Source organism: Rhizobium sp. ARZ01 (genome assembly GCF_014851675.1).
GTDB lineage: Bacteria > Pseudomonadota > Alphaproteobacteria > Rhizobiales > Rhizobiaceae > Mycoplana.
In genome coordinates, this window is the sequence record NZ_JACVAE010000001.1 from 1,854,877 (window position 1) to 1,879,916 (window position 25,040).

Annotated in this window: 23 protein-coding genes and 1 pseudogene; 4 read left to right on the forward strand and 20 right to left on the reverse strand. The window is 63.7% G+C overall.

What is annotated here, in order from left to right:
• Nucleotides 1–196: 196 nt before the first annotated feature.
• From IB238_RS08865 to IB238_RS08880, 4 genes are all read right to left on the reverse strand, one after another.
• Nucleotides 197–1,696, reverse strand: coding sequence for an amidohydrolase family protein (locus IB238_RS08865; protein WP_192245416.1), 1,500 nt, complete (start codon nucleotides 1,694–1,696; stop codon nucleotides 197–199).
• An 87-nt stretch (nucleotides 1,697–1,783) separates the two neighbouring features.
• The gene (locus IB238_RS08870) at nucleotides 1,784–2,623 is read right to left on the reverse strand and encodes a transporter substrate-binding domain-containing protein (protein ID WP_192245418.1); all 840 of its coding nucleotides are present in this window, start codon (nucleotides 2,621–2,623) and stop codon (nucleotides 1,784–1,786) included.
• A gap of 35 nt (nucleotides 2,624–2,658) precedes the next feature.
• The gene (locus IB238_RS08875; protein WP_192245420.1) at nucleotides 2,659–3,867 is read right to left on the reverse strand and encodes an amidohydrolase family protein; all 1,209 of its coding nucleotides are present in this window, start codon (nucleotides 3,865–3,867) and stop codon (nucleotides 2,659–2,661) included.
• A 25-nt stretch (nucleotides 3,868–3,892) separates the two neighbouring features.
• Nucleotides 3,893–5,152 (reverse strand): FAD-dependent oxidoreductase, encoded by a 1,260-nt coding sequence (locus IB238_RS08880; RefSeq protein WP_210333471.1) that lies wholly within the window; start codon nucleotides 5,150–5,152, stop codon nucleotides 3,893–3,895.
• A gap of 146 nt (nucleotides 5,153–5,298) precedes the next feature.
• Here IB238_RS08880 and IB238_RS08885 point away from each other — a divergent pair, with 146 nt between their 5' ends.
• Nucleotides 5,299–6,207 (forward strand): MurR/RpiR family transcriptional regulator, encoded by a 909-nt coding sequence (locus IB238_RS08885; RefSeq protein WP_348648216.1) that lies wholly within the window; start codon nucleotides 5,299–5,301, stop codon nucleotides 6,205–6,207.
• Nucleotides 6,208–6,262: 55 nt separating this feature from the next.
• Here IB238_RS08885 and IB238_RS08890 read toward each other — a convergent pair whose 3' ends face one another.
• From IB238_RS08890 to IB238_RS08900, 3 genes are read right to left on the reverse strand one after another with little or no spacing between them, the layout of a single operon-like run.
• The gene (locus IB238_RS08890) at nucleotides 6,263–7,054 is read right to left on the reverse strand and encodes an ATP-binding cassette domain-containing protein (RefSeq protein ID WP_192245422.1); all 792 of its coding nucleotides are present in this window, start codon (nucleotides 7,052–7,054) and stop codon (nucleotides 6,263–6,265) included.
• Complete coding sequence (locus IB238_RS08895; protein ID WP_192245424.1) at nucleotides 7,047–7,772, reverse strand: ABC transporter permease; 726 nt, start codon at nucleotides 7,770–7,772, stop codon at nucleotides 7,047–7,049. The genes IB238_RS08890 and IB238_RS08895 overlap by 8 nt, the downstream gene beginning before the upstream one ends.
• The gene (locus IB238_RS08900; RefSeq protein WP_192247552.1) at nucleotides 7,772–8,491 is read right to left on the reverse strand and encodes an ABC transporter permease subunit; all 720 of its coding nucleotides are present in this window, start codon (nucleotides 8,489–8,491) and stop codon (nucleotides 7,772–7,774) included. Before IB238_RS08900 ends, IB238_RS08895 begins: the two co-directional genes overlap by 1 nt.
• 554 nt (nucleotides 8,492–9,045) lie before the next feature.
• Between IB238_RS08900 and IB238_RS08905 the strand changes: the two are divergent.
• Nucleotides 9,046–9,216 (forward strand): annotated as a pseudogene (locus IB238_RS08905) (IS3 family transposase); the annotation flags it as partial.
• A gap of 292 nt (nucleotides 9,217–9,508) precedes the next feature.
• Here IB238_RS08905 and IB238_RS08910 read toward each other — a convergent pair.
• From IB238_RS08910 to IB238_RS08935, 6 genes are all read right to left on the reverse strand, one after another.
• Nucleotides 9,509–10,300 carry an inositol monophosphatase family protein gene (locus IB238_RS08910; RefSeq protein WP_192245426.1) on the reverse strand — a complete coding sequence of 264 codons (792 nt, stop codon included), beginning with the start codon at nucleotides 10,298–10,300 and terminating at the stop codon, nucleotides 9,509–9,511.
• A complete protein-coding gene (locus IB238_RS08915; protein ID WP_192247554.1) occupies nucleotides 10,297–11,319 on the reverse strand; it encodes a TIM barrel protein in 1,023 nt (340 codons plus the stop codon). Before IB238_RS08915 ends, IB238_RS08910 begins: the two co-directional genes overlap by 4 nt.
• A 56-nt stretch (nucleotides 11,320–11,375) precedes the next feature.
• Nucleotides 11,376–12,434 carry an ABC transporter ATP-binding protein gene (locus IB238_RS08920; RefSeq protein WP_192245428.1) on the reverse strand — a complete coding sequence of 353 codons (1,059 nt, stop codon included), beginning with the start codon at nucleotides 12,432–12,434 and terminating at the stop codon, nucleotides 11,376–11,378.
• A gap of 3 nt (nucleotides 12,435–12,437) precedes the next feature.
• On the reverse strand, nucleotides 12,438–13,226 hold the full coding sequence (locus tag IB238_RS08925) for an ABC transporter permease subunit (protein ID WP_192245430.1): 789 nt from the start codon (nucleotides 13,224–13,226) through the stop codon (nucleotides 12,438–12,440).
• A complete protein-coding gene (locus tag IB238_RS08930; RefSeq protein ID WP_192245432.1) occupies nucleotides 13,223–14,107 on the reverse strand; it encodes an ABC transporter permease subunit in 885 nt (294 codons plus the stop codon). Before IB238_RS08930 ends, IB238_RS08925 begins: the two co-directional genes overlap by 4 nt.
• Before the next feature lie 88 nt (nucleotides 14,108–14,195).
• On the reverse strand, nucleotides 14,196–15,302 hold the full coding sequence (locus tag IB238_RS08935; RefSeq protein WP_192245434.1) for an ABC transporter substrate-binding protein: 1,107 nt from the start codon (nucleotides 15,300–15,302) through the stop codon (nucleotides 14,196–14,198).
• 223 nt (nucleotides 15,303–15,525) lie between these two features.
• On the opposite strand from IB238_RS08935, the gene IB238_RS08940 reads away from it, so the two are divergent.
• Entirely contained in the window at nucleotides 15,526–17,007 is a 1,482-nt protein-coding gene (locus IB238_RS08940; protein WP_192245436.1) for a PLP-dependent aminotransferase family protein, read from the forward strand.
• A gap of 171 nt (nucleotides 17,008–17,178) precedes the next feature.
• Here IB238_RS08940 and betA read toward each other — a convergent pair whose 3' ends face one another.
• The 7 genes from betA to speB all read right to left on the reverse strand — a co-directional run bounded on the left by betA (nucleotide 17,179) and on the right by speB (nucleotide 24,001).
• Entirely contained in the window at nucleotides 17,179–18,864 is a 1,686-nt protein-coding gene (gene betA / locus IB238_RS08945) for a choline dehydrogenase (protein WP_192245438.1), read from the reverse strand.
• Nucleotides 18,865–18,882: 18 nt separating this feature from the next.
• Entirely contained in the window at nucleotides 18,883–20,346 is a 1,464-nt protein-coding gene (locus IB238_RS08950) for a cytosine permease (protein WP_192245440.1), read from the reverse strand.
• A gap of 1 nt (nucleotide 20,347) precedes the next feature.
• On the reverse strand, nucleotides 20,348–20,518 hold the full coding sequence (locus IB238_RS08955) for a hypothetical protein (RefSeq protein WP_192245442.1): 171 nt from the start codon (nucleotides 20,516–20,518) through the stop codon (nucleotides 20,348–20,350).
• 104 nt (nucleotides 20,519–20,622) lie between these two features.
• Complete coding sequence (locus IB238_RS08960) at nucleotides 20,623–21,513, reverse strand: polysaccharide deacetylase (protein WP_192245444.1); 891 nt, start codon at nucleotides 21,511–21,513, stop codon at nucleotides 20,623–20,625.
• On the reverse strand, nucleotides 21,510–22,247 hold the full coding sequence (locus IB238_RS08965) for an SDR family oxidoreductase (protein ID WP_192245446.1): 738 nt from the start codon (nucleotides 22,245–22,247) through the stop codon (nucleotides 21,510–21,512). The genes IB238_RS08960 and IB238_RS08965 overlap by 4 nt, the downstream gene beginning before the upstream one ends.
• The gene (locus tag IB238_RS08970; protein ID WP_192245448.1) at nucleotides 22,244–23,026 is read right to left on the reverse strand and encodes an SDR family oxidoreductase; all 783 of its coding nucleotides are present in this window, start codon (nucleotides 23,024–23,026) and stop codon (nucleotides 22,244–22,246) included. Before IB238_RS08970 ends, IB238_RS08965 begins: the two co-directional genes overlap by 4 nt.
• Nucleotides 23,027–23,029: 3 nt before the next feature.
• Entirely contained in the window at nucleotides 23,030–24,001 is a 972-nt protein-coding gene (speB, locus tag IB238_RS08975) for an agmatinase (RefSeq protein ID WP_192245450.1), read from the reverse strand.
• A 76-nt stretch (nucleotides 24,002–24,077) separates the two neighbouring features.
• Between speB and IB238_RS08980 the strand changes: the two genes are divergently transcribed.
• Complete coding sequence (locus IB238_RS08980) at nucleotides 24,078–25,028, forward strand: LysR family transcriptional regulator (protein WP_246723512.1); 951 nt, start codon at nucleotides 24,078–24,080, stop codon at nucleotides 25,026–25,028.
• The last annotated feature ends 12 nt before the right edge of the window (nucleotides 25,029–25,040 follow it).

A 25,040-nucleotide genomic window follows, 5' to 3' on the forward strand; every position in this document is an offset into this window, starting at 1 on the left:
CCCACTGAAAACTGTTCCGGCGAAGAACGCGTGACGTCTCGCGCCAACGCAACAGACTGATCGCCCCCAGTGGACAATGTCAGGGCCAGCGGCCCTATGCGGAGGAACGCCGGATCCAGTGTTTTTCCCGCGGCCGGAACGGCACGGATACGACACAGGCTCAGGCGATACCTCCTCTACAGGAACGAGCCCTGCCTTACACCCCGCGGCGATAGCGCGGGTAGCTGGAGGAGAAGATCTCCTCGACCGGCGGATGACCATAGGTCCGCTCCGGATAGCGAGCAACGACGCCGTCGAACTGGCGCTGCGCCCTCTCCTGCTCCGCCTTCGCGTCGAACCCCGGGATCTTGCCGTCGACCATGACAAAGCGACCGTCGATGATGACATCCGTGACGTCGCGGCCGGAACTGCTCATCATCAGTGTCTGGATCGGATCGATCACATGGCCGATGCGGTCGTGGCCCATATCGATGACGATGATATCGGCCTTTGCACCAGCCTGCAGGCGGCCGAGATCGGGCCGCCTCAGGGCATCCGCACCGCCGAGGGTAGCGGCATCGAAGTAGTGCTCCGACCGCACGCTGTCGATCGAACCGTCCATCACGCGCGAGATCATGACGCCGACCTGCATGTTCTGGATGAAATCACAAGGCCAGGTGTCGGTACCGAGGCCGATGCGCACGCCCATGTCGCGGAACTTCGAAAAACTGTCCATGAAGCCGCCGTGGCGGCCGGAGACAACAGGGCAATGCACCAGCGTCGCGCCGGCATTCTTCAGGATGTCGAGGTCGCGGCCGGGCCGATCGACATTGCGCGTGCCCGCGACGTATTCGCCATGGGGCAGCAGCATCCGCTCGTTCAGCACACCGAGGGAATCCATCCATTCCAGCGGCGTCATGTCATAAGCGCCCGTGATACGGTTGAATTCGAGTTCCGACTGGCAGCTATGCTGGCGGATCGGAATGTCAAGGTCGCGGCCAGCATCCGCCGTGCGGCGCATCATTTCGGGTGTGTTGGTTTCAAGGCGGTCGGGCGCCAGCATGGCACGCACCAGCGGCGAGGCAAGCCCCTCGATGCGCTCAGCGAAGGCGAGCGATGCTGCGAAGCTCTTGAAGCCTCGCTCCTCGTCATAGTGGAAGGCGATCTTGCCGTTGTCGTCGACATAGCTGTTGCCGGTGCGATAGGCCGGGCCAAGATAGACACGCAGGCCAAGCTCGTGCGCGGCATCGGCGGCGGCGGAGAATTCCGCGTCGGTCTCGCCCCATTCGCGGTAAAACAGCGAGGCGATCGGCAGTGCGGTGGTGACGCCATTGCGGATGAGCTGCGCGAAGGCATAGTGCTTCTGGAAGGCGAGTTCTTCCTGCGTGTACATTTCGTAGGCGCGGTCCATGTAGCTCTTCGGCCAGACGCGTCCCTTCTTCCAGGAGGGCTGATTGTCGAAGGCAAGCACAGTCGTGTCGAGGTCGGAAAGCGCGTCGAGATCGACGAAGCCGGGCGAGAGGATGGCATTGCCATAGTCGATGCGCTCGGCGACCTCGCCCGGATAGTCGTGCCCGACAAAGACGACCTTGTCGCCCTCGAATACGACGACGCCGTCGTCATAAATCACATGGCGGTCATCGCGATGGCCGACGACCCAGCGGGCGGTGAGAAGGACCGGGCCGTCGATGCGGCCGGAGGCAGGAAGTGTCGTCATGGTGCATCCCATCTTTCAATCAATCATGCCGAAGCCGCGCTTACGCGCGGCCCCGATATTCTGAAGGCTTCCCCCGGTCGAACCGGCTTATTTCTTCGGCGAAATGTCCCGCTTGAACCACTTGATCGCAAGGCGCGACAGCGTGCCGTCGGCGATCGCCGCATTGATCGCCTCGTCGAACATCGACTTCAGCTCGGTATCCGCCTTGCGCAGGCCGACTGACTGGCCGCCACCGAGCGGACCACCGGTGAACTCGGTGCCGGCAAACACCACCTGGTCGGCGCCGATCTTTTCCAGCGCACGGTCGAGTGCGACAGGCGAGGCCATAACGGCATCGATGCGGCCGGCTTCGAGATCGAGGTCATGTTGCTCGGTCGACTTGTACTCGCGGAGTTCGATACCGGGAAACAGTTCAGTCATGATTTGTGCAGCCGTCGTCGAGCCCTGTCCGCCGATTACCGTACCTTCCATGAAGGGCAGCATTTCCGCGGCAGCGGCCTTGGCCGCCTCCTTGTCCTTGCCCATGTCAACCTGCTTGCCGACCGGCATGTTGGCGAGCGGCGAATCCTTGCGCACGAGGAAGGCGGCCGAGCCCGTGCCGTAGTTGCGCGAGAAAGTGATGGCCTTTTCGCGTTCTTCGGTCTGCAGCATGCCGGCGACGATGGCGTCGAACTTGCCGGCGTTCAGTGCCGGGATCAGGCCGTCCCAGTCCTGCACGATGATCTCGCACTTGACCTTCATGCGCGGGCAAAGGTCCTCCAGCATGTCAATTTCGTAGCCCGCCAGCTTGCCACCGGCCTCCGTGAAGTTCCACGGCGCATAGGCGCCTTCCGTCGCGATCGTGATCGTGCGCTCCTCGGCCTGTGCCGCGGATGCTCCGAGGACGACCCCGAGGGCGATGACTGTTTTACCAAGCGACTTCAACATAATGGCAGCTCCTCCTAGCCTATGTTCGAAAACCTTCACCGTTTGCCTCCGGCGGCGACAAGCGCGCCGTCCCGGGCAACCGGAATGCCTTTCCGGTAGACCGCCCGGCGAACCGGGCGGGATGCCACGGCATCGGCCGGCGTCTCGGCGCGCACGAGCACGAAGCTCGCCTCGCAGCCGGCCGAAAGACCATAGCCGTCGATGTCCATCATCTTCGCGCCGCCGTAGGTGCAGAGCCGCAGCGCAAGTTCAATGTGGGCGTCGTTGATGAAATCGTTGCGCTGCGAGACGATTGCCGCGCGGTCAAGCATGTCGGCATTGCCGAAGGGCTGCCACGTATCGCGCACGCCATCGCAGCCCGAGCAGATGTTGACGCCCATCTCGGTGAGATCGAGCACCGGCGGGCGCGGGCTTGCCGCGCCGCCCTTGGTCATCAGGTGCACGCCGGCTTCTGCCATCATGCCGCCGAGCCTTGCCAGCGGCTTGTCGGCGAGCATGCCAAGGCAGAAGCCGTGGCTGACCGTCACCCGGTTTGCCATACCGAGCGCCTTCGTGCGCTCCACGATGAGTTCGATCGCGAAGACGCCAAGCGAATCCGGCTCGTGCAGGTGGATGTCGACGGGCTTGCCGTAGCGTTCTGCAAGGGCGAAGACCGTGTCGAGATGGCCCTTCGGGTCGCGGTCGACGCCGGACGGGTCGAGCCCGCCGACCACGTCCGCGCCGTCGCGCATCGCCCGATCCATCAGTTCCACCGTGCCGGGGCGGATCAGCATGCCGCTCTGCGGAAAGGCGACGATCTGGATATCGACGAGATCGCGGTAACGCTCACGCGAGGCCAGCACGCCTTCGAGGCCGGCGAGGCCATATTCCGTGTCGATATCGACATGGGTGCGGATATGGGTCGTGCCGTGGGCGACGGAGCGCTCGATCTGGGCGGCGGACTGACGCTCGGGATCGATGCCGAGTTCGCGCTTCATCCGGCGCTCGTTCTCGATGAGGTCGATCAGTTCGAGGCCGACATCGTTGCGATACCAGGGCATGCCAAGCAGGGTCTTGTCGAGATGGGTATGGGCGTCGACGAGACCGGGCAGCATCAGCAGCCCCTCGCCGTCCACCTCGCGCATTTCCTCGAATGAGCGGGCGCCATGCGCAACAATCTCGGCGAAGCACCCGTCCCTGATGACGATATCCTTCGCCGCCTCGCCATTCGGCCGCACATTGATGAGAACAAAGTCTTCCCGCATTGCTGTCTCCAAAACTTGCAAAAATTCAGCCGAACCGGCTCATCGAGTAGGGTGCCGGGTCGGCGAAGGGTTTTTCGCCCGTCATCATTTCCGCCAGGAGCCGCCCGGTGGCCGGGCCGAGCGTCAGGCCGTGGTGGTTGTGGCCGAAGGCGAACCACAGACCCTTGTGACGCGGTGCCGGGCCGATGATCGGGCGCATGTCGGGCAAACAGGGTCGCGCGCCCATCCACGGCGCCTGTTCGACGCGCCGGCCGAGCGGAAATATCGCCCGGGCATGCGGCTCGGTCTGGTCGACCTGGACGGGCGTCGGCGCCTCGTCCCGATCGGCGAATTCGATACCGGTAGTCAGCCGGATGCCCCGCGCCATAGGCGCCAGCAGATACCCGCGCTCGACATCGACGACGGGATGGTTGAGCACGGCATCGCCCGCCGGCTCGATATGCACGTGATAGCCACGCTTGACGGCGAGCGGGACGCGATAGCCGAACCGGCGATAGACTGTATCCGACCAGGGGCCGAGCGCCACCACGGCCTCGCGAGCACGCAGCTGACAACCGTTCGTGCGGATGCTCCAGCCGCCTTCACCCTCGGCCAGGGTGCTCGCATCGGCCTGAAGTATCTCGCCGCCCTTACGCACGAAGAGGTCGGCATAGTCCTTCACCAGCCCGCCGGGATCAGCAACCGTAACAGGATCGAGCCAATGCACGGCGCCGACGAAATGTCCGGCAAGGTGCGGCTCGCGGGCCTGCAGTTCCTTCGGTCCGAGAAAATCATAGCGAATTCCAAATTCATCGAGCGCGCGGGCGGCGCTCTTGGCGGCGGCGAAGGCATTTTCCGTGCGGTAAGCCTCCATCCAGCCCGTGCGGCGGGCGCGGTGCAGGACGCCCGCCTCCGCCATCAGGTCCGTGTGCTCGACGACGGAGCGCTCGATCAGCGGCAGCATGTCCATGGCCGCCCGGCGCAGGCGATCGCGAGAAGAGGCGAACCAGAATCGAGCGATCCAGGGCAACAGCTTTGGCAGGAAGGTCCAGCGGAAGCGCACATCGGCAGAACGGTTCGTCGCATATTTCAGCAACGTCGGGATCTCGCGCGGGAAGCCGTAAGGGATCACGCTTGCCCGCTCTATGAGGCCGGCATTGCCATAGCTCGTCTCCTCGCCGGGCGCCCGGCGGTCGACAAGCAGCACGGACTTTCCGCACCTTTGCAGATGAAGCGCCACGGACACACCAATGATGCCAGCACCCAGAACGAGCACATCTTTATCTGGGCGATCTATCGGGGTCATGGGCGGTAATCCGTTCTGAAGGGGGGAGACGTTAGTTTTCTGACTTTATTTCAGTAAAAGTCAATTATATAACACTCCTGAACCTGACCTCCTCCGAAGGGCGCCTGCGCTGAACATCGCGCGCTGTGCTCTTCGGTGAACGAGCCGTGACGAAGGGCAACGGGCGCGACATGCGAAACGACAACTGGATGGACAACAGCTCCGTGCGGCAACGGCTCACCAAAGCGCTCACGGAGGCGTCGGCCTCCGGCAAGGCGCTGGCAAACTTCATGCTGGCCAATATCAGTGACCTGCCTTTCGAGACCTCGCGCACCATTGCCGACAAAGTGGGCGTCAGCGAGTTGACTGTCGGCCGTTTCTGCCGATCGATCGGCTACGAGGGGTTCAAGGAGCTCAAGGAGCGGCTGAAGGACGACATCAGCGACAGCCCCTGGCTGCTCGGCGACCGGCTGCGCGACCTGCAGCAGAAGAGCACCACCGATGTTGCGCTCGCCCGCAGCCTGGAGCTTGCCGTCGCCTCGGTCGTGCGCGTCTACGAGTATGCCCATACGGAGGCCTGGAACCGGGCGGCCAAGCGTATCGCGGCGGCTGATCGTGTGTTCGTCGCCGGCTTTCAGACCGAGCGCGGCCTTGCCGAGGCCTTCGTGCACATGCTGCGCTACCTGCGCGACGGGGTGCATATGGTCGATATCGCCGGCGGCAATTTCGCCGAGGTGCTGTTGACGACCCCCGCGGCCTGCACGCTGGTGCTGATCGATGCGCGGCGTTATTCCCGCCAGTCGCAATTGCTGGCCGCCAAGGCGGCCGAGCGCGGCATCCCGATCACCGTCGTCACCGACCTCTACTGCGACTGGGCGGCAAGCTACGGCAACGAGGTCTTTGCCGTGCCTACGGACCTCAATCTCTTCTGGGACGCGACCTCCGGCATGTGGACGCTGATGCAGTTGCTGCTCAACAGCGTCTTCGCCCACCGGGGCCCCGCGGTTGAGGAACGGCTGAACAGCGTCGCCAACCTCTACGAGAGCTTTGTCGGCTACAGCCGGGGCCCGAAATAGCCGAAACGCTCTATCTCTTCGTTTTGGCGCATTTTCGCTGTGCACAGGAATTGCCTTAGCCATGGGACGAAATGAACTTGCGGAAACGATCGGAGCGCGGCGCGGTGAAGACGTCCACCGGATCGCCGTCCTCCTCCACCAGCCCCTGGTGCAGGAAGATGACGCGGTTCGAGACGTCGCGGGCGAAGGCCATCTCGTGGGTGACGACGAGCATGGTGCGCCCCTCGTCCGCCAGCGCCCGCATGACGCGCAGCACCTCGCCGACCAGTTCCGGATCGAGCGCCGAGGTGGGCTCGTCGAACAGCATCACCTTCGGCTTCATTGCGAGCGCTCGGGCAATCGCCGCGCGCTGCTGCTGGCCGCCGGAAAGATGGGTCGGGTAATAGTCGCGCTTGTCCGCGATGCCGACCTTGGCGAGCAGCTCCAGCGCCTCCTCGCGGCATTCCGCCTTCGGCCGCTTCTGCACATAGACCGGTGCTTCCATGACGTTTTCGAGGATCGTCATGTGGGACCAGAGATTGAAGCTTTGGAACACCATGGCGACATTCGTGCACAGGCGGCTCAGCTGTTTTGGATCAGCGGGCTGGCGGCCATGGCGGCCGTCCTTCAGCCGGATCGCTTCACCCTCGATGCGGATCTCGCCCTCGCTCGGCACCTCCAGCATGTTGATGCAGCGGAGCATGGTCGACTTGCCGGAACCGGACGAGCCAAGCACAGAAATGACCTCGCCTTCCCGCGCGTCGAAGGAAATGCCCTTCAGCACTTCGAGTGCGCCAAAACTCTTGCGCAGATTGCGGACGGAAACGGCCGGCGTGGTGGCGACGGTAAGAGGCGCAGGTTCAAGCATGGTGCAACGCAGCTCCGGAGGATACGGTTGGGGCGGGGCGCCGGTGGGGCGACAGCCACCATTCGATGAGCGCGACGAAGCGGGTGATGGCGAAGTTCAGCATGAGATAGATGAGACCTGCGACGACGAAGACCTCTACGGCCCGGTAGGACTGGGAAATAAGCTTTGCAGCAAGGCCCGTCACTTCCAGCATGGTTATGACTGAGGCGAGCGAGGTCGCTTTGACCATCAGGATGATCTCGCTGCCATAGGCCGGCAGCGCCTGGCGAATGGCGATCGGGAAGATGATGCGGCGATAGAGCAGGAAGCCCCACATGCCACTCGCCCGCGCCGCCTCGACCTGCTGGTGCGGCACGGCCTGCAGGCCGCCGCGCAGTATTTCCGAACCATAGGCCGCCGTGTTGAGACTGAGCGCAAAGATGGCGCACCAATACGGCTCACGGAAGAACACCCATAGCCCCCAGGCCTGCAGGGTGGGGCGGAACTGGCCGAGACCGTAGTAGATAACGAACATCTGCACGAGCAGCGGCGTGCCGCGGAAGACGAAGACATAGAACTGCGCGACCCAGCCGACCGGACGCAACGATGACAGCCGCATCAGCGTCAGGAGAACCGCAAGCACCGCACCGAAGGCCGTGGAGACGAGCGCCAAATTGAGCGTTAGCGGCACACCCGAGAGAAGATTTAGAAACGTTTCCGAGAGGAAGCTGAAATCCATCACGCCCTCCTGACGCCGCGGAGCGCGCGGGCCTCCGCATGACGGAAGAGATAGGAGGAGACAGCAGTGATCACGAGATAGAGCACGGCGGCCGTGATGTAGAAATCGAAGGGCCGACGAGTGGAGCCGGCGGCGATCTGCGACTGGCGGAGCAATTCGACGAGACCGGTGACAGAGATAAGCGCCGATTCCTTCAGCACGAGCTGCCAGGTATTGCCGAGGCCGGGAATGGCATAGCGCAGCACCTGCGGCACGATGATGCGGCGCAGCCGCAGCCCCGTGCCCATGCCGACCGAGCGCGCCGCTTCCAGTTCGCCGCGGCTGATCGTGTTGAAGGCACCGCGAAACACCTCCGCCTGATAGGCGCCGGAAACGACGCCAATGGCGAGCACGCCGGTCAGTAAGGCCGGCATGCCGATGAATCCATCCGCGCCGAAGAGCTGCCCCACCACGCCGAGCGCGGCGCTGCCGCCGAAATAGAACAGGTAGATGACCAGCAGATCGGGTATGCCGCGCAAGACGGTCGTGTAGCCGTCGCCGAAGACGCGCAGCGCCCCGTTGCGGGACAGTTTTGCACTGGCGATGCCTGCGCCAATGACCGAGCCGGCCGCAAAGCCGCCGCTCGCAACGGCCAGCGTCATGCCAGTCGCCATAAGGAGCGCCGCCCCCCAGCCTTCGGGCCCAAAGCCGACCAAGTCAAAAAAGGACGGCCCCTGCATCAGGCCCTTCCCCAGCGCACGGGTACGCTGCCGCCGTCGGAGGCGCTCGGCCACCTTTCACCTTCCATTGCTTGCTCCTCCTCGGGTCCGCACTCCTCGCTGGCCCGCCACTTAGTAGGCAATGTCAGCTCTATATCGTATACTATTTTTATGTCAATTAACTAACTTCGTTGCGGTAGATTTTTGGAAAGAATGGTTGAATCGCGCGAAACCCCTGCACACCACCAAAAACCATCCGTTAGCCGCTCAGACTGCGTTGACGTCGCCATTGACGAAGGCCAGAAGCCGCTACAATCATGTATTCCTATATGGTATTCTTCCATCGGCATTTTTGGAATACAATCCGATCTGAGATTCTTCAGATGCCTAGACACTCCGCCTAGCCCTAGTAAGCCGGACGGAAGCTCGCAGCCGATACAGTTGCACGCGGCACCAATTGATGTCGATGAGGCCTGGAATGTCGATCGGCCTCCTCAATTGCCGGGATCACACAGACCTCAAAATCACCCGTGATGGCCGGCTGGCGGGTGAGCCGGATCGCATGCGTGGTTCGTCTCGATGCCTCAGAGCGGGCACTTCCTGATCGGCATCCCGTTCATAGCGGCGACCTTGTGCACCACAAGGATCGCGGCGTTCAATACGTGTTGATCAGGTATTTCAAACGCTTGGCCGAAGCAGGCATCGGCCCTTCCGTCGGATGCGTCGGCGACAGCTACGACCATGCTGGACAGCCATGGCCGCATAACTTAAACCAAACGGCCTCCGGCAAACCCGGCGCGGTTCACTCCGCACAACGGAAACGATGCGCTATCGCCCATTGCGATCTCCGGGGCCACAGCATAGATTCTGGAGCTTCAGCTTGCACAATGGTCACCGCGCTTGCCGAAATAGACAAAAAAGCTCCCCCGAGATACCCCGGTCCCGCTGTGCCAACAATTGCTGAACCTGCTTTTTGGCCACGACGCGCTCACCGCGAGCGCTGTATCTGCTAGAGGCCTGCCGGCACTCCTGTGGACGTCACTGGCGCCGCAGCCGCTCGAGCGCTGTCGCGTGTAGCGCCTCGTTTGCGGCCATCAGGACGGTTTCGTATTGGCTCGCATCGTCCAGTGGACGCCCATCCCAATCCGAGACGATCCCTCCTGCCCCCTCGATGATCGGTATCTGCGGCAGGATGTCGTAGTCGAACACCTTGCTCTCGACCAAGAGGTCGACCGTGCCGAGCGCGAGCAAGCCGGCAGCATAGCAGTCATGCGACATGCGCGTGAAACGCGCCCCTGCCGCCAGCTCTGAAAAGCGCTCCCTGGTGTGGGGATCGAATTGTTCCAGGGCGGAAGTGTAGACAATCGCCTCATTGAGGCGGTCAGTGTCGCTCGTACGCACCGCCGCGCCGTTGAAGAGTGTCGGCGATCCGCGACGGCCAACCCAGCGCTCTTTGGTTATGGGCTGGTCGATGATGCCGAGGACCGGCATGCCCTGACGCACCAGCGCGATCTGCGAGCCGAAGGCCAGCGAGCCGGAAATGAAGGACTTCGTTCCGTCGATCGGATCAAGCACCCAGACCCATTCCGCATCGGTTCGGCAAACCCCGAATTCCTCGCCCCGGATGCCATGTTCGGGAAAATGGGCTTCGATCATCCGGCGCATCACCGCTTCGGCGTCACGGTCGGCGATGGTGACGGGGCTGGCGTCCGGCTTGGCATCAATTGCAAGACGGTTGCGGAAATGCGGGCGGATCACTTCGGCGGCCGCATCGGCCATCGCATGGGCCAGTGCCAGAAACTCCGGCGGGCAGGCGTGGTCTTGATTCATCCTTCGGTCCTTTCGGCTTCGGTTGCGATATCGCCGAGCATGCTTCTGACAATTTCGACCTGCCGGTGGGCGGCAGCGCCCTCCTGCCGCAACCGCGCATCCAGGTCGCCGGTCCCGATGTCGGTGAAGCTGGCGGACCGGGCGGCAATGAAAGGGTCAGGCTCCTCCGACGGAAAGCGCAAGGCGGGCGCGATATAGCCCTCCTCCTCCTCCAGCCCGAAGGCCAGGACCTGTGGTCGATCCTCGCCAAGAAGCAGGAGTTCCACGAGCATCGCCTGCATCGGCAGGTGCCCCTCTCCTGTCAGGCAGGCGAGATGGGCCCAGCCGCCGCGATCCGACTGGATGAGACAGTCCTTTACATGCACCTCGGTGATATGAGGCGCCTGGGCGGCCAGCGCCGGCAGCGGCAGTTCGTAGGCGTTGATCATGTTGCCGAAATCGAACAGCAGACTGAGGCGTGGATTGGCGACTGCCTGGAGGATGTGGATCAATTCGTCGGATTTCAGATCCTCGTGCTGTTCGAGCGTGAAACGAAGCCTTCCCTGTGGGTCGAATTCGTTCAGACGCCGCAGATCCGCGATCGTCCAGTCGATGATCTGAGAAATGTGCCCCTCATAGCGTGGATAGCAGCGAAGCGAGGTGGCACCGGTGGCAAGCGCGATGCGCACCGCATCCGAAAGCCCCGCCGCCTCGGTCGTGCTGGTCTCGACATGCAGTTCCAGCCCGAGCGACTCCACCACCTCCCCATAGGCGCGTAGCGCATCGTCCGACATCCTCGCGAGGCTTGCCTGTTCGCCGTCCTCGACATGGATCTTCAGCCCGGAAAGACGCTGTGCATGGGCGAACTCGGCAAGTTTCTTCGGCGTCATCCCGCCGAAACGCATGTTGAGATGAAGGGCATAGGCATGGGCAAACAGCGGCGCGCTGCGCGCCCGCGCGGCAAGCCGGGCGCGGCTTGCCGCGCTGAGGCCCGCTATCTTCGCCCGCCAATCCAGGCGTGGCAGGGCGTTCCATGGCATGTCGGTCACCACACCGGCTCCTTCGCAAGTTGTCAGATTGGCTCGAGGTCTGTCCGTCAGGCGGCAAGCACCAGAAGGTCGCGATCGGCCACGCTGACCTCGACCGGCGTGCCGACCGAGGGCGGCGGCCGGTCGGGTTGGTTGAACGTGTCGAGCGAGACGATCTGGCCGGCCAACGCGACGCGGATGCGGATCACCGAGCCGAGGAAATGCACTTCGACAATGTGGCCCGAGAGGACGACGTTGCCTTCCTCCTTGCGGCCTAGTGCCACCGACTCCGGCCGGAGCGCCAGACTGATGCGGTCGCCGGCGCGGCCGGGCAGCGTCCGGTTCAATGCTACAGGCACGTCACCCAGCTTGATCCGACCAGCGGCGGCATCCAGCAAATCGGCGTCCAGCAGGTTCAGCGTGCCGACGAACTGCGCCACGAAGCGCGTTGTCGGCCGGTTGTAGATCTCAAACGGCGTGCCGACCTGGTCGGCAATACCCTGATGCATGACCACGACCCGATCCGACATGGAGAGTGCTTCCTCCTGATCGTGCGTCACAAAAACGGTGGTGATGCCGAGCTCGCGCTGGATGCGGCGGATTTCCTCGCGCAGGCTGACGCGGATCTTCGCATCGAGCGCCGACAGCGGCTCATCGAGAAGAAGCACCTGCGGCCGGACCGCAAGCGCGCGGGCCAGCGCCACGCGCTGCTGCTGGCCACCTGACAGCTGGAAGGGATAACGCTCGCCGAGCTGCTGCAGGCCGATCAGATCCAGCATTTCGCCGACGCGCGCGCGTGTCTTGGTCTTGCTCTCGCCCGCGACACGCAGGCCGAAGCCGATATTCTGCGCGACGGTCAGGTTTGGAAACAGCGCATAGGCCTGGAACACCATGCCGATCTTTCGTCGGTTGGCTGGCACGTCGGTGATATTTCGCCCGTCGATGCGGATTTCGCCGGAGGTCGGCGTCTCGAAGCCCCCCACCATGCGCAGCACCGTCGTCTTGCCGCAGCCGGACGGGCCGAGGAAGGAGACGAACTCGCCTTTTTCGATGCCTAGGTTGAAGTCCTTGACGACGCGCTGCGTGCCGAAGGATTTTTCCAGATGGTGGATGTCGAGGAAGGCCATGGTTCAGCGCCTCACGGTGGAGAATTTGGAAAAGCGAGTGAAAAGCTGGATCAGCCCCATGCAGGCCCAGGTGATCGCGAAGGAGACCACCGCCAGCGCCGAAGGCTCGTAGGCTCGGTTGCCGCCCATCCAGACCATGTAGGGACCGAAGGAATTGACGTTCAGCAGGGCTGCGAAGACATATTCGCCGATGACGATAGCAAACGTCAGGAAGGCGCCAGACAGCACCGAGACGAAGACGTTCGGCAGGATGACGATGGCGAGGATGCGCGTCCACCCTCCCCCGAGGCTCTGTGCGGCTTCGGTGAGACTGGCGATGTCGATGGCGCGCAGGCCCGTATCCACAGAACGGTACATGTAGGGCAGCGCCAGCGTCGCATAGCCGAACAAAAGCAGGAAATTGGTGCCCCACCAGCTTCCCGTCAGCGGCATGATGGAAGAGGTGTTGTAGATGCGGATATAGCCGAAGACGATGACGATCGGCGGAATGACCAGCGGCAGCAGCGTGATGAATTCCACGATCGGGCGCAGGCCGGGAAAGCGCAACCGCACGAAATAGGCCGTCGGCACGACGATCAGAATGCCGAGCACGATGGTGAGCAAGGCCAGAACCACCGAGTAGCCGAAAGTCTGCTGGAATTGCGGGTCGGCCAGCACGATGCGATAGGCCTCGAAGCTGTAACCGTCGCGCTGCATGCGCAGCGAGAAATCAAACATGCCGATCAGCGGAAGCAGGAAATAGAGCCCACCCAGTGCGACGGCGAGCCAGGACCAGAAGCGTCTTCCCCTCATTTGACCCACCTTTCGGCGCGCATGCGCAGGAGGATGTAGATGCCGTTGGCGATGCCGGTTAGCGCGATCATGGCAAACGCAATGGCGTAACCCAGATGCGGATCGTTGAGCACGTCGCCGCGGATCTGCGCAAAGAGCACGATCGGCGCGATGGAAAGCGACGAGCCGGTGAGCGCGATGGCCGTGGCGACGGCGCCGAAGGCGTTGGCGAAGAGCAGCGCCAGCGTGCCGAGAAGCGAAGGCCACAGCACCGGTAGCGCCACAATGCGCCAGTACTGGAAGCCGCTGGCACCGAGGCTTTCAGCCGCCTCCCGCCAATCGCGCCGCAACCCGTCCAGCGCTGGCGTGATGATCAACACCATCAGCGGGATCTGGAAATAGAGGTAAGTGAGGGCCAGGCCGATGAACGAGACGATGTTGAATCCGGAACCGTAGAGATTGATGCCAAACCAGTGGCGCAGCAGCATCGTCACGAAGCCGAGGCGGCCAAGCGTGGCGATGAAGGCGAAGGCGAGCGGCACGCCAGCGAAATTCGATGCCACGCCGGAAAAGGTGAGAATGGCGTTGCGCATGGAGCGCGGCAGATCGCCGCGCGTGATCGCGGCGGCGATAAGAAAGCCGAAGACGCAACCGAGCGCCGCAGTCAGCAGGCTGAGTTCGATGGAGATCCAGAACGCCGACCGGATGGACGGTGAGAAGAGCTTGCCGAGATTTTCCAGCGTCGCCTGCCCCTCCGCATTGCGGAACGCGCCGAGCACGATGTTGAGCGTCGGCAGAATGAGGAAAAGCAATGCGAAGAGGAAGAAGGGGGCAACCCCGAGCCAGCTGAAGACCTGCCGCGGCCTGAGGGCGGCCGGCAGGGATGCGGCGCTTGTCGTCATCGGATTTGTCCTAAAGTAGTCCCAATAGGGGGACGGACCGGGCAGGAGGCTCCGCCGCAGGTGAAGCCTCCCAACCGAACGGCAAGTCTTACTTCACATTGGCGCCGACAACGTTGTCCCAGCCTTCAACGACGGCAGTCTTATTGGCCGCCTGTTCGTCCACCGTCGGAAAAATCGCTTTTGCATAGGCTTCCGCCGGCGGCAGCTTGTCGAGTAGCTCCTGCGGGAACTTGCCGGCCTCCAGCATGGCGTTGAAGCGCGCCGGATGGCAGTAGCCCTTCAGCCAGGCCGTCTGACCGACGTCGGAATAGAGGTATTCCATCCACAGCTTGGCGGCGTTCGGATGCGGCGCATAGGCCGAGATCGCCTGAACATAGACGCCGGCGACAACGCCGCTTGCCGGCACAACCACGTCCATCGGCGGGTTGCCATTCAGGCCGTCGCGCCAGGCGAGCAGGTTGTAGTCCCAGGCAGCGACGATCGGCGTCTGACCCTGGGCGATGGTACCGGCCTTGCCGAGCACCGGCACGAAATTGCCAGCCTTATTGAGTTCCGCGAAGAGTTCCAGCCCCTTGGCGCCGGATTCGGCACCCGGCTTGGCGCCGCGCGAGATACCCGCCGACATCAGCGCCAGGATCGCCTGTGCCGAGGAGCGCGGATCACCGGTCAGCGACACGGCACCGGAATATTCGGGCTTGAGGAGATCGGCCCAGTCGGACGGAACGGCATCGAGCAGATCCCTGTTCACGCCAAAGGCCATGACGCCGTAGTAGTCGCCGTACCAATAGCCCTTCTCGTCCTTGATGTTGGCCGGGATTTCGTCCCAGGTCGCCACCTTGTAGGGCTGCAGCAGCCCTTCTTCGGCGGCCGTAGGCGCAAAGGCGAGGCCGAGGTCGACGACGTCGGGCGCCTGCGGCCCAGTGTTGCCCTTGTTGGCGCGGATCGCCTCGAGCTCGTCGGCAGTGCCAGCATCGGGGTTCAACTCGTTGACGGTGATACCGGGATACTTAGCCTTGAAGCCTTCGATGACTTCGCCGTAGTTGCACCAGTCATGCGGCAGGGCGATGACTGTCAGCACGCCTTCCTTCGTAGCGGCGTCCACAAGCTCCTGCGGCGCCTCGGCGCGCGCAAGGCTCGGCAAGGCGGCCGCAAGGGCCAGCGTGGAAACGAATGCACGGGATACAAAACGGTTCATGGAGTCCTCCTGTTGACCGTCAACGACGGTTCGTGGGCAATGTCGGCGTTGGTCCTTGCATCCGGTCGTCGGCTGGGCCGCTCGTCCCGGTTCCCCTTGCACCTATCTGCGTCCTCGGGGGCTGCATCGGTGCGTTTTTGTGTAGGGACAGGATGTAACAAGTGGACAACAATCAAACGTCCATTATTGTGCATTCGACTGTACCAATTTTCAAAGTGCTTCGATGGCCAAACAGTTCGAAGGCCCGATCCTGCCCTTTCTTCGCCTCGACGTGGCGGCCGCCCTGCCGAAATTCCGCCAGGTGCAGGACCAGTTGCGCATGGCGATCCTGCACGGACACTTGCGCGCCGGCACGCGCCTGCCGGCGAGCCGCATCCTTGCCGGTGAACTGGGCCTGTCGCGCCAGACCCTGGTGCGGGTGCTGGAGAACCTGAAGGCGGAAGGTTACTTGGAGGCTCGGCAGGGCGCCGGTACATTCGTTTCGACAGCCCTGCCACGACCCTCGGCGAAACCGCGCATCACGCCCGCGCGCGGCGACGAGCCGGACAGCGCCTTGCCCCGTCTGTCGCGGATCGGCGACCTGTCCCGCGACGTATCGGCCGCAATCGGCCAGATGGAGCAAAAACCCTTCCTGCCCAACCAGCCGGCGCTCGATCGGTTTCCCTTCGCCGTCTGGCGAAAGTGCTGGAATGCAGTGACGCGTGGCGGCAAGGCCGCCATGGGCTATGGCGACGTTTCCGGCGAACTGGTGCTGCGCCAGCGGATTGCCGAATATCTCGCCCTGCACCGGCGCGATCCTTGCGATCCGGAGCAGATCGTCATCACGCCCGGCGGACATGCCGCCTTCACGCTCGCCGCACTGACGCTCGCCGATCCCGGCGACGGGATCTGGTTCGAGGATCCCGGCCCCGTGACCACCAGCAACCTGTTCCGCACACTCGGGCTGCGCCTGTGCCTGACCGACGTGGATGACGACGGCATGGATGTCGCGCGCGCCATGGCCCGCTATCCCGACGCACGGCTCGCCTTCGTCATGCCGTCGCGCCACCATCCGCTCGGAGTGACGCTGTCGCTGCCGCGTCGACTCGCACTGCTGGAATGGGCGCGGGCAAACGATGCCTGGATCATCGAGGACGACTACGACAGCGAGTTTCGCTACGACGGCGCGCCGCTGCCTTCCATGCGTTCCATCGACAGCCATGATCGGGTCATCTATGCGGGCAGTTTCAGCAAGGCGCTCTATCCGGGGATCCGCGTCGGCTATCTCGTGCTGCCGCCGCAACTTGTCAGCGCCTTCCGCAACCTTTCCGGGCTGATCCATCGCAGCGTGCCTGTAGAAGCCCAGCTTGCGCTCGCCGAATTCATCGGCGGCGGCCATTTCGCCAGCCATTTGCGCCGCATGCGCGGCCTTTACGCAGAGCGGCGCGAGGCATTCATGGAGGCCGGACGGACGACGCTGGCCGGCCTTGCCCGCATCGACTGTTCCGAAAGCGGGCTCAACGCGCTCGCCTGGCTGGACGGCGGCCGGGAGGACCGGACAGCCCATCGCGCCGTGCTCGAGGCCGGGCTACAATGCTATCCGCTCTCCGACTATACGATCGCCACGCCCCGGCCGGGCGCGCTCATCCTCGGCTATGCCGGCGTTCCGACCGAGCGTATGAAGACCTATCTCAGCCGTCTTGCCGAAGCACTTTCCCGGTCGTAAGGCTGTTCCGGAGTTGCGGGCGGGCTGGGCGGACCCGAGCGGTTGGCGAAGCGGGCCATCAGCCCGCGAAAAAAGGCCTCGATGAAAAGCGCCCAATCACACGGCTCCTCCGGATCGTCGTGATCCCGGCGCGCAATGACGTAACCAATGCCCCGCAACATCCCCCGCCCCTCAGAACGGTACGGAGCGCACCGGCGTGCCGCTGCGCTGTGTGACGCCGACGCCGGGGGCGACGCCAACCTCCGCATTGGAGGCGGCGAGCAGCGGCTTGCCGCGCACGATGTCGGAGGCGCGCTCGGCCAGCATGATCGTCGGCGCGTTGAGATTGGCATTCGGTTCGGCAGGGAAGACGGAACTGTCGATGACCCGGAGCCCTTCGAGGCCACGTACCTTCAACTCGCTGTTGACCACGGCCATGGCATCCTCGCCCATGCGGCAGGAGCCGCAGGGATGATAGGTGCTTTCCATGGTCTCGCGCACCCAGGCGTCGATCTCGTCATTGCTGCGCACATCGCGGCCCGGCGCGATCTCCTCGCCGCGGAACCGGTCGAAGGCCGGCTGAGCGATAATCTCGCGGGTCAGCCGCAGGCAGCGGCGGAAACCTTCGCGGTCCTCCTCGCGATCGAGATAGTTGAACAGAATGTCCGGCTGCTCGTGCGCCTCCGGCGAGCGCAGACGCACATAGCCGCGGCTCTTCGGCTTGTTTGGTCCGGTCAGTACCATGAAGCCGTGGCCGTCGAGCGGCTTCTTGCCGTCGTAGCGCATGGCGGCGGGCAGGAAGTGGAACTGGATGTCAGGCCATTCGAGTGACGAATCCGAGCGGATGAAACCACCGCTCTCGAAATGATTGGAGACCGACAGCCCTTTCTTGAACAGCAGCCATTCCGCGCCGATCAGGGCGCGGCTGAAGAGCCCCATCTTGCCGTTCAGCGTGATCGGCTCCTTGCAGGCATATTGGATATAGACCTCGGAATGGTCCTGCAGATTTTCGCCAACGCCCGGCAGGTCGTGCAGCACCTCGACGCCCGCTTGCTGCAGCACCGCCGCCGGACCGATGCCGGAGCGTTGCAGGAGATGCGGCGAGCCGATCGGGCCGGAGGCAATCAGCACTTCACGGCTCGCCTTCGCTACGATGCGCTCGCCGCCCAGTTCGTATTCGACGCCGACGGCGCGCTTGCCCTCCAGCAGCACGCGCCGCGTCATCGCATGGGTGACGACGGTAAGGTTCGGCCGGCTCATCGCCGGCTTCAGATAGGCATTCGCCGTCGACCAGCGCACGCCGTCCTTCACGGTCATGTGCATCGGACCGAAGCCTTCCTGCATATGGCCGTTCGGGTCGTCGGTGGTGATATAGCCCGCCTCGCGCCCGGCATCGACAAAAGCCCGGTAGAGCGGGTTCTTCATCTTGTTGCCGGCATTGGTGGCGAGCGGACCGGAGGCGCCGCGATAGGCGTCGCCTCCGTCCTGCCAGTTTTCGGCGCGCTGGAAATAGGGCAGGCAATTGGCATAGCGCCACCCGCGCGCGCCCAGTTCCTCCCACTCGTCGAAATCACGGGCATGGCCGCGCATGTAGACGAGCCCGTTGATCGAGGAGGAGCCGCCGATGACTTTTCCACGCGGGCAGTGGACCTGCCGGCCGTTGAGGCCGGGCTCCGGCAGCGTCATGTATTTCCAGTTGTACTTGGTGCCGTTCATCGGAATGGACAGCGCCGTCGGCATCTGGATGAAGATCGACTTGTCGCTGCCGCCATATTCCAGCACCAGGACCTTCGTGGCCGGATCTTCCGAAAGGCGATTGGCGAGCACGCAGCCGGCCGATCCGGCGCCGATGATGATGTAGTCGTAGGTGTTGGTCATGACGGTATGTCCCGTTGGTTACGGATAGAGGCCCCAGCCGCGCCCGCGGGCGAACAACCGGGTCAGGACGTAGTGGACCACACCCGCCGCAAGGCATGCGGGGATGGAGGCGGTCAGGTATTTGAAGGCCGGGAGGCTTGCGAGCGTCTGAGGATTGAAGATGACCACATAGACGATGCAGCCAACGGCAAGTGCGAAGAGCCCGATCGGATTGAAGCCGGCCCAGAAGCGGTAGGGGCCGTTTTCCTGCGGTCCGTGCAGGCTGCGCATGTCGAGCTTCTGGCCGCGCAGGAAGAAGTAGTCGACGATGCCGATGCCGGCGAGCGCGGAATTGAGCGCCGAGGTCCAGACGAGGAAGATGAAGAACCCGTCATACATCTGCGGATAGAAGACTACGAGGCCAAGCGGGATGAGGCAGAACAGGAAGAGCAGCGTGCCCCACGGAACGCGGCGCACGGACTCCGTTCCGACCTGCCGGAGGCCGACGATGGAGGTGTAGAGGATGTTCGCCATCGAGGTCATGTTGGCGAAGGCGACGAAGAGCAGCGCGACGATGCCGATGATCGGGCCGGCGATCTTGGTCATCCAGATGGTCGGATCGCTTTCGCCCAGGGCCACGGCCGCCAGAAGTCCGACGATCTCGCCCAGCGCTGCCGCGCCGAAGATGCCGAGGATGTTCGGCCAGAAGGCGGTGCGCTCGTTTTTCGTGAGGCGCGCCAGATTGCCGATATAGGGCCACCAAGAGAAGCCCGCGGCAAGATTGACCTCGACCGCGACGATGAAGTTCAACGTCTTGTCCTCGAAAGGTGGATCGAGCGCCGGCAGCATCAGAAGCTCGCTGAAGGACCGCTGGCTGAGGATGAGATAGAGCATCACCACCATCAGGATCACCAGGGCCGGCGACACGACCATGTTGAAGAACTTGATCGAGGTCGGCCCCTTGGCGACGATGAACCAAGTCAGCAGGATGGCGCCGACAGCCGCGATGATCATCTTGACGCCGGTCGGGTTGGCCGCCTCGCCGGCGCTGAGCGCCATCAGCCCGTCGATCGAGCGGCCGAACATCATGGCAAGCACCGCAAGCCAGCCCATTGTGAGGAGAACGACTGCCAGCACATAGACGACACGGCTGCCGTTGTAGCCGAACTGGCTGCGCAGCCCGATGAACTGCTCGATGCCGTAGCGCCCCGACATGCAGGTGGTGGCGAGCGCCGTCAGCACGACGCCAATGATGTTGCCGATGATGATGGCGGCAATGCCTTCTTTCGGCCCGACGAACAGGCCGACCGCGCCGCCGATCAAGAAGGCCCACGTGGCGATGGCGAGCGCCGAATTGGCATAGGTGAATTCCCAGAAACCCCAAAGCCTCTCGGAGGGCAGGAGCGGCGCATCGCCGCGTTCAGCGGCGGCGCGATGACGGGCGGCACTTTCGCGTTCGATTTCGGCGGCCGGAAGACCGCCATGGGCGACATGATCGGTCATCTCAGGCCCCCCAGATCCAGAAGGTGATGACGAGGGCAAGCGTCAGCACGGCCATGCCCATGTAGTCGAGCGCAGTCAACACGCCTTCGAAACGACTACCGGCTTCAATGTCTTCGTAGATGCGGGCACGCCGCGTCAGTTCGTCCTGCCATGCTATATCGTTGTTTTCCATGGTCGCTCCCCTTTTCGCGCCGCGCCTTATGACGTCTTTCCGCGAAGCAAATGCGGCTCCATCAGCCGCCGATCTTCGAAGGCGGGCGCACCCGCCTCCGGCCGTCACCGAACCCGCACGGGCTCGGTATAGAAGGGCAGCCGGTCGATCCTCGGCGACCAGTCCCCGTTGTCGGTGACGCGCCGCACATGGGCGGCGATTTCTTCCATCGGCGCGAACCAGACGTCGCCGCGCGACAGAACCTGTTCGAGGAAGCGGTGCACTACCTCCCAGCGCGCCAGCCGCCCTGTGGCGAAGGGATGCACCACCGGAACCCACAGCGCGCCGTGGCGATAGGCGGCCTCGAACTCCTGCGCGAAGGCGGCAAAACCCTGTTCCGGCGCGCGGATCGGCATCATGTAGTCGAGGTCCATCGACTGGACATATTGCGGCCAGTCGTCGAGGCCCCAGTGCGAGGGCAGTTCGACGAGGCTGCCGGCGTCGCATTCCAGCAGATAGGGAATGTCGTCGCCCATCAGCGAGGCGTCGTAGTCAAAGCCACGCGAGACGAGGAGATCGGCCGAGCGATGGGAGAAATTGTAGAGCGGCGCGCGCCAGCCGCGCGGTTTCCTGCCGCTCGCCTTGACGATCACCTCGATGCCGCGATCGAGCCAATAGGCCTCGTCCTCGTCGGAGAGTTCACGTGGGTGTTCATGCAGGAAGCCGTGATGGGCAAGCTCGTGCCCGCCTTCAAGGATCGCTTCGATCGCCTGCGGATAGCGCTCGATGCACCAGGCCGGCACGAAGAAGGTCTGCTTGATGCCGAGTTGGCGATAGCTCTCGACGATGCGCGGGATCGCCACCTTCGGCCCGTATTGCAGCATGGAGATCGCCGAGACGCGGCTGTGGCCGTCCTCGGGATGGGCGATATGGATCAGACTGTCGGCATCCATGTCGAAGGTGATGCAGGCGGCGCATTTGGCACCATTCGGCCAGGGAATGGGGTTCTTAATCATGGCATGACGCTCCCGCCGTTGCTGCTGACACCCTGGCCGGTGAAGTAGCGCCCGCCGGGACTGGCAAGGAACAGCGCCAGTTCGCCGATCTCTTCCGGCCTGCCGAAGCGGCCGAGCGGGATGGCGAGTTCCTTTGCCCGCCACTCGGCGCTCATGTTCGCTGCGCCCAGCATCTCGGTGTCGATCGGACCGGGGCAGATGGCGTTGACCAGCACGCGCGGCGCGAATTCCTTCGCCCAGGAGCGCACCAGCCCCAGCACGCCGTGCTTGGAGGCGACATAGGGCGAAAAGGTCTCGCGGCCGTAATAGGCCATGTCGGAGGCGATCAGGATCAGCCGCGCCGGCGCCTCCGCCGTGCCCTCCATCAGCCCCAGCGCCATCTTGCCGACGAGGAAACTGCCGCGCAGGTTGATGGCGATGACCCAATCGAAATCGGCAACCGGGGTTTCGAGCAGCGGCGCCTCGTGAATGACGCCGGCGCAATGCACGACGATGTCCAGCCCACCGAAGTTTTCGCGCACCGCCTCGCCGACGGCGGCGACGGCACCTTCGTCGGAAACATCACAGGCAAGCGCCAGCGTTTCCAACGCCCCTGCCCTTGCGGCCGCCTCGGCCGTTTCGTCCGGCTTGCGGATGTCGGCCAGCGCAATGCGCGCACCCGTCGGCGCAAAAGCCAAAGCGCAGGCGGCGCCGATTCCGCGATAGGCGCCAGTGATGAGAACGCGCCGGCTCATGCCATCACCTCGCCGCGATCGAGCATCAACGCCTGGCCCGTCATGTCCTTCGCTCCGTCGGAGGCGAGGAAGAGATAGGGGGCGGCAAGATCCTCCGGCTCCAGGAGGCCGGGCAGCACCTGCGCGCCGACGATCTCGGCCAAGAGGTCCGCCTCGCTGCGGCCGGTGCGCAACGACATGTTCTTCAGCGACAGCATCGCCGCCTCAGTGCGCACCCAGCCAGGGCAGACGGCGTTGACGCGGATGCCCTTCGGTCCCAGTTCCTTCGCCATCACGCGGGTGAAACCGAGATTGGCGTGCTTGGAGGCTATGTAGGCGGCAAATTCCGGCACCGCGACCCGGCTCCAGATCGACGCGGTGACGACGATGCGCCCGCCCTCGGCCATATGCGGCACGGCATGTCGGGTGACGTAGAAGGTGCCGTTGGTGTTGATGTCGGTGATGCGGCGGAAGGTTTCCTCGACCGCCTCGTCCTCGGAAAGCAGCGGCGTGATGCGCTCCAGCCCTGCGTTGTTGACGAGCACGTCGATACGGCCGAGCGGCGCGAGCGCCGCCTTCACTGCAGCGCTGTCGGTGACGTCGCATTCGAGCGCCGCGACTGTCCGCCCAAAGCGCTCCGACATCTCGCGCGCCGCCGCGTGGATGCCTGGGCCGGAGGAAAGGATCGTCACCTCGCCTCCGGCGGCGGCAAATCCTTCCGCAACCGCCCGGCCGATACCGCGGCTTGCGCCGGTGACCAGTACATGATGGCCGGAAAAATCGTAACGGATGCGCCCCATGGCTCAGCCCTTCCTGGCGTGCATGACGCGGCCGATGAGGTTCATCAGCACCTGTGCGGCAAGGATGGACGTGCCGCCGGTGTGGTCGTAGTCCGGCGCCACCTCGACGAGGTCGATGCCAACCACCGTACCGCGCTTGACGAGCGCGGCGAGGATTTCCAGCACCTCGTAGTAGATGAAGCCGCCATGCGACGGCGTGCCGGTACCCGGCGCGATCGACGGGTCGAAGCCGTCGATGTCGATGGTGACGTAATAGCGGGCCCCGGCCGGCACGCGCTCGACCACCGCCTCCGTGCCGAGCGCCCGGATCTGGCGCACCGAAAGGATGTCGGAGCCCATCCTGCGGGCGTCCTCGTAGCCTTCCCTGGCGGTCGACGAGACGTTGCGGATGCCGAATTGCGACAAGCCGCTGACATAAGGTTTTTCGGCGGCGCGGCGCATCGGATTGCCATGGCCGTAGCGCACGCCGTGGCGCTCGTCGACGAAATCGAGATGGGCGTCGATCTGCACGATATGGATCGGGCCGTTCTTGGCACAGTCGTCGGCAAAGGCATTGACGCAGGGGATGTTGACGGAATGGTCGCCGCCCAGCACCACCGGCAACGCGCCTGCCGCGAGGATCTTGCGCACGCCGAATTCGATATTGGCGTGGCTTTTCATCGTGTCGGTATGGACGATGTCGGCATCGCCGATATCGACGATGGAAACGTCGCCGCTCGGCAGATAGGTGACATCGTCCTCGTGGTCGTAGGCGCCGCCGTGGCCAAAGGAGAACAGGGTAGAGGCCTCGCGGATCGAGCGCGGCCCGAAGCGGGTGCCGGCCCGCCATTGCGTGCCGCAGTCGAAGGGGGCACCGAGGATGGCCACGTCGGCGTCGATCGCATCCCAGTCCGGCTGGTAGGGATATTTGCCGAAGGTGCAAATGCCGACGAACGGCAGGTTCAAACGTCCGGAATCATAGGAATTGCTGGTCATGTACCCTCCTCCAAAGGTGAAGGGGAGTGTGACGAAACGCAAATACGCTTAAAAGTATCTATGATTGGATGTTTAGTTGTGCATTTATCAATGCATGATCAACAAGGTTCGCCACCGCATATTGAACCTGTCGCTCGGCGATGCTGAGCTGCGGCTCCTGCGCGTCTTCGCCTCGGTCGTGCAGCATGGCGGCTTTTCCGCCGCGCAATCGGCGTTGGGCATGACGCAAGCAACGATCTCCACCCATATGCGCCATCTGGAAGAACGCCTGGGTCTGCGCCTCTGCAGCCGAGGGCGCAGCGGCTTCCAGCTTTCGGATGAGGGACGGCTCGTCTACGAAGCAACGCTGGAACTGTTTGGTTCGCTGGAGCGGTTCCAAAGCCGCATCGGCGAGGCACAAGGCGAGCTTTCCGGCAGCCTCAGTTTCGGGACGGTGGATGCCATGATCACCAATCGGAATCTGGACCTTCAAGGGGCGCTGAGCGTCTTCCACCGGCAGGCGCCACGCGTACATCTCGAGATCGACGTCGCCGCGCCGCAGGTTCTGCATCAGGGCCTGCTCAACGGTACCTACCAGATCGTGCTCATGCCGTCAGTCGGCGGCGCGACCCCGCATTTCCGTACACAGCCGGCCTTTTCCGAAGTGCAGAAACTCTATTGCGCTGCGGGGCATACACTGTTCGACATGCCCGACGCGGCCCTAACCGTCGAACTCCTGGAGGCGCAATCCTTCGCCGGCCGCACCTATATGCTGAACGAAACGATCTGCGGCGTGAAGTTCAATTGGGCGGCAGCGACGCCGCATATGGAAGGGACGCTGCTGCTGCTTCTCTCCGGCGCCTATATCGGCTTCCTGCCCGATCACTATGCCGATGAATGGGTGCGCGACGGCCGCCTGAGGCTGCTCGCCCCGAACCGCATGACCTTCGAGGACATGTTCCACATCGCCTATCCACGCACCAAACCCTCCCGCGCCGCCGAAACACTGGCGCAGGCCATAATCAACAGCGTGCGCCAACGAGGTTGAGGTCTCTTTGGC